This window comes from Ignavibacteria bacterium (genome assembly GCA_025612375.1).
Taxonomy (GTDB): Bacteria; Bacteroidota; Ignavibacteria; order Ignavibacteriales; family SURF-24; genus JAAXKN01.
The window spans coordinates 102,760-114,255 of the sequence record JAAXKN010000007.1; the positions used below are offsets into that span (position 1 = coordinate 102,760).

The following is an 11,496-nucleotide window of genomic DNA, read 5'->3' on the forward strand; positions in this document are numbered from 1 at the left end:
ACCTCCAATTAATAGTTATTCAACTGTGACACTTTTAGCTAAATTTCTTGGCTGGTCAACATTCAGCCCTTTCTTTACTGCTATATGATAAGCCAACAGCTGTAAAGGTATTACAGTCAGTATCGGCATTAACATCCTTATTGTATCCGGAATTTTAATCGTGTAGTCCACTATGTCCTGTATCTTGTCGTCACTTTCAGAGGCAATTGCAATTATCCTTCCCTGCCTGGCTTTTACCTCCTGTATATTGCTGAGGATCTTGTCGTAGGTTGAATCCTTCGGAGCAATAAAAACTACAGGCATATTCCTGTCAACCAGTGCAATAGGGCCATGCTTCATTTCAGCCGCAGGATATCCTTCGGCATGAATGTAGGAGATCTCCTTGAGCTTTAAGGCCCCTTCCAAAGCCACAGGGAAATTGTATCCTCTTCCTAAATAGAGGAAATTCTGTGCGTCCTTAAACTCTTCGGCAATTTTTTCAATTTCATCATTCAGCTTAAGTATGCGCTCAATTTTATCCGGAATCTGCTCTATCTCGGAAACAATATTCTGCCCGTCAATAAGGCTCATGCGCTTTTTCCTCGCAATCATGAGCGTTATGAGTGAAAGAACAATGAGCTGGCTTGTAAAGGCTTTCGTGGAGGCCACGCCGATCTCGGGGCCCGCGTGAATGTAGACGCCCGCGTGGCTTTCCCTGGCAATTGAACTGCCTACAACGTTGCATACCCCGATGCATAAGGCTCCGCGCCTTTTTGATTCCTTAAGGGCCGCAAGCGTGTCAGCCGTCTCTCCGCTCTGTGAAATAAAAATAACCGTGTCATCAGGATATATTAACGGGTTCCTGTACCTGAACTCCGATGCGTATTCAACTTCAGTCGGGATCTCCATAAACTGCTCAAACATGTACTCACCAACGAGCCCCGCATGCCACGAGGTGCCGCAGGCTGAAATGATGATCCTCCTCGACTGTGCCAGACGGTCGGCAAATTCCTCAACGCCGCCAAGCTTTGAAGTGCCTTCACTGGCTACGAGCCTTCCCCTCATGGAATTACAGATCGATTCCGGCTGCTCCATGATTTCTTTGAGCATGAAATGGGCGAAACCACCTTTGCTGATTTCATCAAGCTTGAGTGTAATTTCCTGCGCCTTCTTTTCTATTTCCCTGTCAGTGACATCCTTGGCAATAAATTTATCCTTATAAACTTCAACCACCTCCCCATCCTCCAGGTAAACTACCTGCTGGGTGTGGGCAACGAGCGCGCTTACGTCAGAAGCAATAAAGTTTTCATCATTCCCGATGCCGATGACAAGAGGTGAGCCTTTCTTGGCTACAACAATCTTATCCGGCTCCTGTTCTGAAATAACTGCAATTCCGTAGGTTCCTTCAACCTCGTTTAGCGCAGCCCTTACAGAATTAAAGAGCTTCAGGCCTTTACTTAAAAAACTGTCTATCAGATGAGCCAGGACTTCTGTATCAGTGTCACTCTTAAAAATATATCCGCTTTGTTTGAGCGTTTCCTTAAGAGCCGCATAGTTCTCAATAATTCCATTATGAATAATCATCAGGGAATTTTCGTTATTCACGTGCGGATGGGCATTTGTTTCATTTGGAACGCCATGCGTAGCCCACCTTGTGTGACCAATGCCAATACTTGAACTAATACTGAGATTTTCTAATTTATCCTGGAGAACGGTTACTTTTCCTACACTTTTTACAACAAGGGCTTTACCTTGGGAAAGAATGCCGACACCAGCAGAATCATAACCACGGTATTCTAACCTCTTTAACCCGCCAAGTAATATAGGAATGCAATTCTTTGCGCCAATATATCCAACTATACCGCACATATAATTTCCTCCTAGTCATTAAAGCTATGTTAAAAAACGGGCAAGTAGAACGGAAGACTTACAAATCAGGGCAATGCCTGAGCAAGAGAGGATTTAATTTCTGGAAATAAAAGGTATTTACATCTGTAAAGAGCATATCTTTACTTTCTTTTATCGTTAATTAATTTATTCTATCCCTTAATCTTGCAAATTTATGCACCATTTGCAAGGAAAATCTCACTTTTTAATTAAATCTCCGGGGTAATTATATCTACATACCTTTTGAATTCCTGAAAAGGTAAATTGAGGGCTTTTTTTGCCAGGTTGAGTTTGAAGCCGCATTTTCTTAAACTGAAATAACGGACGCGTTAAGAAAATAACTTTGAGGGTATAGCATAATGGATGAACAGCATTTATCCGATGGGCATGAAATCCTTTTTGAGCAGTTCGGCTCAAATTTCTGGTATGTGGCCGACTTATACGACAGCTATCTGAATGATAAAAGCTCCGTCTCAGAGTACTGGCGGAACTACTTTGACAACCTCGCCACTAAAAAACCCGTTCCCGGAGGGAAAAAGCAGCAGGCGCCGCCTCCTGTAGAAAAAAAGACTGCGGAATTAACGCAGCCCGCGACAAAACGCGAGCCCCCGAGGGGAACCCAGGCTCCCCCGCCATCAGGAGATCACGAAAGTTACCAGCTCATTACGGGCGTAGGGCAAAGAATAATTGAAAACATGACGGGCAGCCTTACAATTCCTACCGCCACGAGCCAGAGGACAATTTCTGTCAAACTGCTCGAAGAAAACAGGAGGATCATTAACCAGTTCCTCCAGAAAACAAATCAGGGGAAAATATCTTTTACTCATATAGTGGCCTATGCAATTGTACGGGCCCTCAGGCTCTTCCCTTCAATGAATAATTCCTTTTCCATGGTAAACGGCAAGCCTTACCTTGTAAAGAAAGACGAGGTAAACTTCGGCCTGGCTATAGACATAGAAAAAAAAGACGGAACCCGCTCGCTTATAGTCCCAAACATTAAAGGCGCCGGGAAAATGGACTTTTCTGATTTCAGGAAGGCTTATGACGACGTAATTAAACGCTCGCGCACGGGCAAAATTGAACCATCCGACTTTCAGGGAACTACAATTTCCTTAACGAACCCCGGTACTGTGGGCACCGTTTCATCAATTCCAAGACTTATGACCGGACAGGGCGTCATTATTGCTATTGGCGTGATCGATTACCCGGCACAGTACCAGGCGATGAGTCGCTCAACCATAGCTGAACTTGGTATCGGGAAGGTCATGAATATTACGAGCACCTACGACCACCGCGTCATACAGGGCGCTGAATCGGGACTCTTCCTGAAGCTCATAAATGACCTCCTTTTAGGAGAAGAGAATTTCTATGAGGATATTTTCCGTGACTTCAATATACCCCAGAAACCTGTTAACTACAGGGAGGACATACCGTCGAAGGCATATTCGGCACTGCCCGGAATGGATAACGTGGAAAAACAGGCAAGAATCCTTCAGCTTATAAATATCTACAGGGTTAGAGGCCACCTGATTGCAAACTTGAACCCTCTCGGCATGAATTCCATATACCATGCGGAACTGGATCCCGCAAACCTGGGCTTTACAATCTGGGACTACGACAGAAAGTTCATAACAGGAGGCCTGGGGGAAAAGGAAACCGGAACCCTGAGGGAAATACTGGACATTCTTCAGCAGACATACTGCGACAAAGTCGGCATTGAGTATATGCACATTCAGCACCCGGAGGAAAAACAGTGGCTGCAGAGCAAAATGGAACCTATTAGAAATCATTTTACATTCAGCCCCCAGGAGAAAAAACGCATTCTCTGGCAGCTCGTAATTGCAGAGGAGTTTGAGCACTTCCTCCATACTAAATATGTAGGGCACAAGAGGTTCTCCCTTGAAGGCTCGGAAACCGTAATACCACTTTTGGACTATCTCATAAACCTCTCGGCTGAAGACGGAGTACAGGAAATTTTTATGGGAATGGCACACCGCGGGCGCCTTAACGTGCTGGCCAACATAATAGGCAAAACTTATGAGAAAATATTTACCGAATTTGAAGGCAATATTGACCCCGACTCAGTCCAGGGTTCAGGCGACGTAAAGTACCACCTCGGAGCCTCAGGAGAAGTAAAGGCCCTTAACGGTAAAAAAATGACCGTATCTGTTGCCTCAAACCCGAGCCACCTGGAATGGGTAAATCCGGTGGTGGAAGGTATTGTAAGGGCAAAACAGAAAAGAGCCAATGATACCGGACGCAAGATCATTATTCCCCTTTTAATTCATGGCGACGCCGCTTTCGCGGGCCAGGGTGTGGTGGCTGAAACAATTAACCTTTCGCAGCTAAAAGGCTACCGCACGGGCGGAACAATCCATTTGATTATTAATAACCAGATAGGCTTTACAACCGACCCCGCGGAAGCCCGATCCTCAATTTACGCCTCGGATGTGGCAAAAATGGTGCAGGCGCCGATATTTCACGTAAATGGCGACGACCCCGAGGCCTCGCTCTGGATTACACGCCTGGCTTATGAATACCGTCAGAAATTTAATAAGGATGTCGTTATCGACCTCTTCGGCTACCGCCGGCACGGACATAACGAGGGGGACGACCCTGCCTATACACAGCCTGTAATGTATAAGCACATAAAGGAACATCCATCAGTAAAAGAGCTCTATAAACAGAAGCTTATTGCTGAAAAGCTCCTTACTTCAGATGAAGAGATAAATAAAAGATCAAACGTAAATGAATGCCTGACTGAGTCTTTTGATAAATCAGCACACGACACATTTGATTTTTATACCGACCTGCCGCTTGCTGTTCCTGAGGAAAAACTGAACGAGCAGAAAGAAAATGCGCCTACGGCAGTGGATAAAAATGAAATTATTAAGGTTGTTGAAGGCATCACTTCACTACCCCAGGGATTTGTGGCAAACCCCAAACTGGCCAGAATGCTTACCAAAAGACGCGAACTTATAGCTAACCCGCAGCTTCCAATGGACTGGGCTTACGCCGAAGCCCTGGCGTTCGGGACACTCCTACTGGAGGGCACCCCGATCCGCTTAAGCGGGCAGGATAGCGCCCGCGGAACCTTCAGCCAGCGCCACCTTATTTTGTCCGACATTAATACAGGCGAGGAGGTGCTGCTCTTAAACCATATTGATCAGGACCAGGCCTCAATGGAAGCCCTGGACAGCCTCCTTTCAGAGGCCGCAGTTCTAGGCTTTGAACTGGGCTATAGCGGGGCCGACCCGCTCTCACTGGTGTTGTGGGAGGCTCAGTTTGGCGACTTTGCCAATAGCGCACAGGTGATAATTGATAACTTCCTCGTCAGCGCTTACAGCAAATGGAAACTGCCTAACAGCCTTGTACTCCTACTGCCCCACGGCTATGAAGGTCAGGGTCCTGAGCACTCAAGTGCAAGAATTGAAAGATTCCTTTCTCTGGCTGCCGAAGATAATATGACAATCTGTAACGTAACCACCCCGGCACAATACTTTCACCTCCTGAGAAGGCAGATAAAAGACCATATGTCGAGGCCCCTTATAATCTTTACTCCCAAAAGCCTCCTAAGGCTTCCTGAGGCGCGTTCAATACTTGGCGAACTGACCTCTGGAAAGTTCTCCAAAGTAATTGACGACCTCTCAGCCGGGGATAAAAGCAGCATTACAAGGCTTCTTCTTGTAAGCGGGAAGCTTTATTATGACCTCCTCGCTCATAAAAGTAAAAATAACTTAAAAGATACGGCAGTTGTGCGCCTGGAAGAGTTATACCCGTTCCCGGCTGAAGAGATTAATAGACTGTTTAACTCCTATCCGAATCTTAAGTCAGTCGTCTGGACTCAGGAGGAGCCCAAAAACATGGGAGCCTGGAGTTTTATCCTGCAGAGGTCCGAAGAATTAAGCCTGCAGAACCGGAAACTTTACTATGCCGGCAGAACTGAAAGCGCCAGCCCGGCTTCAGGTTCCCTGAAGATGCACCAGAAGGAACAGGAGGAGCTGATCAGTAAGGCATTTTCACTGTAGAGGTATAGAAAAAAAGGATCTTTCAGGAACAAGGGACTGCACTTTTTTGGCAATCCTTGCTCCTTTTTTAAGCAATTTTCACCTTTTTCAAAAAAATATTATTTTTTTTCAAAAATTTTTCCGAATTCGGCCTCTGTCACCATATATATATATAAACGAAATAATTGTTTTTGGTCAGGAGGTAAAAGTGAATCTTAAAAATTTTTTCGGAAGAGCTTTTAAGGAAAAAGGCAAAGAGCTTAATTACGAGGATGTTATTACGCAGGCAGCTAAACTTGAGTATGTTTGTGACTCCACTGAAACTGATATATGTCTTGAAGCAGGGGTAAACACAAAATTTGTTTCGAAAGATGACTTTGTAAAAGAGGTTTGCGAGGAAATGGCCACTGGAAAACCACTTTCTTCAGCAATTCACTATGCAGTTTACAGCCTGATGAGGAAGAGATCTTTAATTGAAAACTGATCCGTAAAATCCTCTTATGATTTTGGAGCGGCAGGAATTAAGAATTTCTGCCGCTTTCTGATTTTTCTTCCTTTCTCTCCATTTATTTATCTTTTAAAATTAATACCCTCCATCAATTTTTTCTGTTTTCATAAATAAGGATTTTGTATTATTAAATAAATTATTTAATATCCTTAGAAGACAATTACAGAGATGCAGTATGGAAATATTTAAAAACCTCTTTAATACCATTATTGAATTCAAAAACATGAGTCCCTGGAACTGGATGTCTAACTCTGATATATTTGCAGTCGAGAATCCGGCGACAGGACAGATCGGCTACTGTGACATCATGGGAGAAGGAGGAGAAACTTTCGGACTCGCAGTCTACCTGGGTAATACAGGCTGGCGCTGGTTAAGCGACAGGCTTACTGACACTCCTGTTGACTCATTCAGCATGTTTATGCAGAACTGCATCTCTGTTACATTTGAAAACGCGGGAGAACTTGAGCCGGAGGACAAAGAAATTATAAAAAAGCTGGGACTTAAATTTAAGGGGAAGAATGCCTATCCCCTTCTCCGCCGGTATTCCCCGGGACACATACCTGTAATGATAAATGAAGCTGAGGCTGAATTTCTGAACGTTGCACTCCAGCAGACCATGATGCTGGCTCCCAAAGTTAAGGAAGATCCCAATTGTCTCGTCTCTCCTGAGGGGGATCTGGTAATCCGTAAGTTAAACAAAAATAAAAAAGGATGGATGAACCATTGGTTCTCCCCCGGCCTTACACCGGATATTACAATGCCGGATAATTCTTTTATTTCTGAAATTGCCGGTCAGATTAAAAATCTCCGGACCAGGGGAAGTGAAATATGGGCCTTAGGCATGTTTTTTCTTCCCGAACCTGTTCTTGATGATAATGAGAAAAATATATTTTTCCCTCTTGCACTGGTAATTCTTGATAGGAAAACAGGACTGATACTAAACAACAGGCTTGTTGATTATAACTACCTGGAAAAGGAACTCTTAAGCCTTTTTGCAGCTACTGTGAAAAAGGCCGGATTCATTCCCAGCGCCCTGGAAACAACAATGGAGGAAATTTATTTTACATTCTCTCCCGTAGATGAATTGCTCAGGGTAAAACCGGTACTCTCTGAATCAATCGAAGTATTGGATGAAATGGAACAGGAAATGATGCGGATGTTCCTAAAAGGTAAATAATATACCCTGGCTCTTTCTGCAGTGAAATATTTAAGCAGTTGAAAAAATGATAATTTTTCTTCATTCTATCTGGAAAAGGCTGGAATGCTGGTATGAAGAAAACTTCAAAAAAGAAGAAAAGCCCTGTCTCAGCAAAAGTATTTCCTTATAAGGTCACTTTCGACGCCCTGGATAAGTACTCCGGAGATGAAAATAAAAACTTAAGGGATCTGTTAGAGGAATTACATTTTATGAGCAAGGAGTCGCCCAGGAGGGCTATAAGAAAACTCCGAACCGCTATTTCACAGTATCCCAACGTTCCTGAATTCTACAATTACCTTTATATTGCTGCACGTCTTGCATATGGTGAAATAGAGAGTTTCAAAGTCACACTGAAAGCACTGGAAAAATTCCCCGATTATTTTTTCGCGAAAATGGGACTTGCAGAACACTTTTTAGATACAGGCGAGTTGGAAAAGATTCCCGAAATCTTTAACAATAAGTTTGACATAAAGCAATTGCTTCCCGGGCGCGAGGTTTTCCATATTTCAGAAGTTCAGGCTTTTCTGGCTATTCTGATACAGTATTATGCAAAATCAGATAATTTCGGGGCAGCCGATAAATACTTCTCTCAGCTTGAAAGCGTGAATCCTGAAAGCCCCTTTCTGGATGAACTTGAAGAGATGATTTTTGAAAGCAGGCTGGAAGCAAAGGTCATGAACATTCTATGGAAATGATAGAGAATTCACTCAGATTTCCCTGAATTTCCCATGCACATACTTATGAATAATGCTGGCAATCAGTGTCTGGTAAGGTATCCCTTCTTCCAAAGATTTAGCCTTTAAGTTTACAAGATCCTTTTCTGATAGTCGTATGTTTATCCTTTTATTCTTAAGCCCCGTATTTTTTGCATAACGCACGTATTCAGCCTTATTCTTCTCGACATCCTTTACCGGCTTCCATTCATCATTCTCAAAAGACTTAATGATGTCAACTTCACTTTTGTCTGACTTTTTCATTCAATTACCCTTCCAAATATTTCTTAGTTGCCTTTCTGCTTGGAATAATTGTCTTCAGGAATACTTTCTCAGAATCTTCAACAAATTGGACAAGATACGCATAACTTTCATACTCAACTACAAATATCTTTTGATCATCATATTTTTCTTTGTTAGGATGCTCTATGATATCAAGCAAATATCCCATTTCAATCTGGCTTATAATGATCTCAAATGAAATCTTCCTTTCATCCTTAAGCCACTCATTTTTATCTTCATTCCACGAGAAATACTTCATTTAACCTGAATTTATTATCTTTTAATATATTATTTTGTGTGCCTTTTGTCAACCCGCCACTTTTCCAATACACTCCCCCTCCTCAAAGTTTGGAACTTTACGCCTTTTTAATAATATTAAAAAGATACACAATCCAATTGGGAGATATTTTGCTTAGAAAGTTCGACCAGACAATTACTGAAGGAGTCCTGTTTACCGACCAGTATGAACTGGTCATGTCGCAGCTCTACTTTAATCTTGGACTGCAGGATAAAAGAGTTGTTTTTGACCACTTCTTCAGAAAATATCCCGACTACGGATCCCACAAGGCAGGCTACTGCATAAATGCGGGACTCGAATGGTTCATAGACTGGATGCAGAATTCGCACTTCAGAAATGAGGAAATTGAATTCTTAAAAAGCCATAAAAATGCAAAAGGTGAAAGACTTTTTAAGGACGACTTCCTCAACTGGCTTAAACTTAACGGAAATTTCCAAAGCCTTACCATAAGAGCAATTCCTGAAGGCAGATGCGTGCATCCCAACGAGCCCCTTACAATTGTTGAAGGCCCCCTTGTCATGGCCCAGATCATTGAAACGGCGCTCCTGAACCAGCTGAACTTCCAAACCCTTATTGCCACAAAGGCCTCAAGAATTAAGGACATTTCAAGAAACCAGCCAGTCCTTGAATTCGGTGCCCGGCGCGGGCAGGACCGCGGCGCCGTTGCAGCCGTCAGGGGCGCTCTTATTGGAGGAGCCGATTTCTCCTCCAACGCAGGCATTTCCTACGTCCTCGGCTACCCCCCGAAAGGTACACACGCACACAGCATGGTACAGCTTTTCCTCTCTTTGGGCATGAGCGAACTGGAGGCTTTCCAGGCCTTTGCAGACCTGTACCCCGACGACTGCACCCTTCTTGTCGATACAATTAATACACTTGAAAGCGGCATACCAAATGCCATTAAGGTATTTGAAAAGCTCAGGTCAAAAGGGCATATTCCTCAGGGCATCCGCCTCGACTCGGGCGACCTGGCTTACCTTAGCGTCAAGGTCGTAAAAATGCTGAACCAGGCGGGATTTACAGAAACTAAAGTTGTGCTTTCCAATGAGCTGGATGAAATGAATATATGGCAGATTATTACGCAAATTGGAGAAGAGGCCCAAAAGGAAGGGATGCATCCGGATGAAATCATTAACAGGCTCGTCTATGGAGTAGGGACCCGCCTCGTTACCTCAGAAGGTGAAGCTGCCCTGGGCGGAGTCTATAAGCTGGTTGCCGTGGAAAATAACGACTGGATTCCGGTAATGAAAATCTCAGAGTCCATTGAAAAGATCCCGAACCCGGGACAAAAGGAATTGTGGCGGATTTATGACACATCCGGCAAGGCTAACGCCGACCTTATTACACTTAAAGGTGAAAACCCACGGGGCTTAAACGAGATACATCTTATTCACCATTCGGATCAGAGCAAAAGCCGTACAATTAAGAAAAGCAGCTCCACCGAAATTGAAAACCTGCTGAAGGTGATATTTAAAAACGGTAAGACTGTTTATGAATTCCCGTCTATTGAACAGATAAGACAGACGAGGGAAAATGACTTAAGCAGGCTTGATACAGGTGTTAAAAGACTTATTAACCCCCACACTTACCACGTTTCAATCTCCCCTGCCATGTTTGAGGAGAAGCAGAAGCTTCAAAATGAAATGAAGCCTCATAACCCGCAGGCGGGATTCCCCTTTGCTTCCAAATCATAAAAACAGGAAAGCCGGATCTTATTCCGGCTTTCTAATGGTTATTTTGGGAGGCTTTACACCCGCAATGCTGCAGGCCGATTCTGCCATTTCCAGCGGGACAATAAAATCGGCCCCAACCTGGCGCCCCTTAACGAAGTATTTGGCACTTTTTTGTATACCTTCAAGCCTGGCAAGTTTTGAGAAAATTGCTTCACTTTCAGTATAGATCTTAATCTGCACACTGCCGTCTTTTTCGAAAAATTTCCAGGAAGCTGCCTCTTCTTTTATTCCCGCATCAATACTGCTTTTCTCCTTTACCTCTTGGAGTTTCTTTTCCGGAGCTGGCTCCGTTTTCTTTACCTGAACCGGGGCTTCCCTCTGGACTGACCTCTTCTTCTTTGCCAAAACAGGCTCCTGCCTCTTTTGCTCCGGCTGCTTTAATTTCTTTTTCTTTGCTGATGCCGTTTCCTTCTTTTGAGCCGGCTTTTTAGCCTTTTTCCCAGTGGGCTTTTTTCCTTTAGTCCTTTTTACCGCAGCCGGTTTTGCAGCTTCTTTTGGAACAGCTTTGCTTTTCTGTGCCTGATCCTTCTTGCTTGAAGTTTTCGCTTTAGTGCTCTTTGCTCCGGCACTTTTCTTTTTAATGCTCCGGGGCAATACGGGGCCTTTTTTCTTCACTGAAGCTGCTCCTTTTTTGGGTGCTCCTTCTTTTTTCGGAGCTGCCTTCGCTTTGGGAGCTGCTTTTTTAACACCTTCTGCTTTTGAAGCTGCTGCGGCTTTTGAAGCTGCAGACCTCTTCTTCCTGACAGGTTTCTGAGCTTCCTCTTTTTTTGGGGAAGCTGCTTTTATTTTTTTCGGCGGAACTGCCTTATTTTTCGTGCTACTTTTACCGTTCTTTTTTATGTTAGTTTTTGCTGCCATGTTTTTTCACCTGCATATTCAAATAGGCTTCTA

General features: G+C 43.8%; 9 protein-coding genes. 5 read left to right on the plus strand and 4 right to left on the minus strand.

The annotated features are described in order from the left end of the window. Positions 1-15 precede the first annotated feature (15 nt). Positions 16-1,848: a glutamine--fructose-6-phosphate transaminase (isomerizing) gene (glmS, locus tag HF312_07240; GenBank protein MCU7519997.1), complete on the minus strand. Its 1,833-nt coding sequence runs from the start codon at positions 1,846-1,848 to the stop codon at positions 16-18. Between the two features lie 377 nt (positions 1,849-2,225). On the opposite strand from glmS, the gene HF312_07245 reads away from it, so the two are divergent. The 4 genes from HF312_07245 (at position 2,226) to HF312_07260 (ending at position 8,274) form a co-directional block, all read left to right on the plus strand. Continuing rightward, on the plus strand, positions 2,226-5,894 hold the full coding sequence (locus HF312_07245) for a multifunctional oxoglutarate decarboxylase/oxoglutarate dehydrogenase thiamine pyrophosphate-binding subunit/dihydrolipoyllysine-residue succinyltransferase subunit (protein MCU7519998.1): 3,669 nt from the start codon (positions 2,226-2,228) through the stop codon (positions 5,892-5,894). 187 nt (positions 5,895-6,081) lie between these two features. Next, complete coding sequence (locus HF312_07250) at positions 6,082-6,357, plus strand: hypothetical protein (GenBank protein MCU7519999.1); 276 nt, start codon at positions 6,082-6,084, stop codon at positions 6,355-6,357. 199 nt (positions 6,358-6,556) lie between these two features. Beyond that, positions 6,557-7,558 (plus strand): hypothetical protein, encoded by a 1,002-nt coding sequence (locus HF312_07255; GenBank protein MCU7520000.1) that lies wholly within the window; start codon positions 6,557-6,559, stop codon positions 7,556-7,558. A 92-nt stretch (positions 7,559-7,650) separates the two neighbouring features. Then, positions 7,651-8,274 carry a hypothetical protein gene (locus tag HF312_07260; GenBank protein MCU7520001.1) on the plus strand — a complete coding sequence of 208 codons (624 nt, stop codon included), beginning with the start codon at positions 7,651-7,653 and terminating at the stop codon, positions 8,272-8,274. Positions 8,275-8,286: 12 nt separating this feature from the next. Here HF312_07260 and HF312_07265 read toward each other — a convergent pair whose 3' ends face one another. Together HF312_07265 and HF312_07270 are read right to left on the minus strand one after the other, a co-directional pair. Next, positions 8,287-8,556: an antitoxin gene (locus tag HF312_07265; protein ID MCU7520002.1), complete on the minus strand. Its 270-nt coding sequence runs from the start codon at positions 8,554-8,556 to the stop codon at positions 8,287-8,289. Positions 8,557-8,560: 4 nt separating this feature from the next. Beyond that, the gene (locus tag HF312_07270) at positions 8,561-8,833 is read right to left on the minus strand and encodes a toxin (protein ID MCU7520003.1); all 273 of its coding nucleotides are present in this window, start codon (positions 8,831-8,833) and stop codon (positions 8,561-8,563) included. Positions 8,834-9,048: 215 nt separating this feature from the next. Here HF312_07270 and HF312_07275 point away from each other — a divergent pair, with 215 nt between their 5' ends. After that, positions 9,049-10,566, plus strand: a complete 1,518-nt coding sequence (locus tag HF312_07275) for a nicotinate phosphoribosyltransferase (protein MCU7520004.1) — start codon at positions 9,049-9,051, stop codon at positions 10,564-10,566. Positions 10,567-10,584: 18 nt separating this feature from the next. Here the strand turns inward: HF312_07275 and HF312_07280 are convergent, their stop codons facing one another. Continuing rightward, on the minus strand, positions 10,585-11,463 hold the full coding sequence (locus HF312_07280) for a hypothetical protein (protein MCU7520005.1): 879 nt from the start codon (positions 11,461-11,463) through the stop codon (positions 10,585-10,587). Between the last annotated feature and the right edge of the window lie 33 nt (positions 11,464-11,496).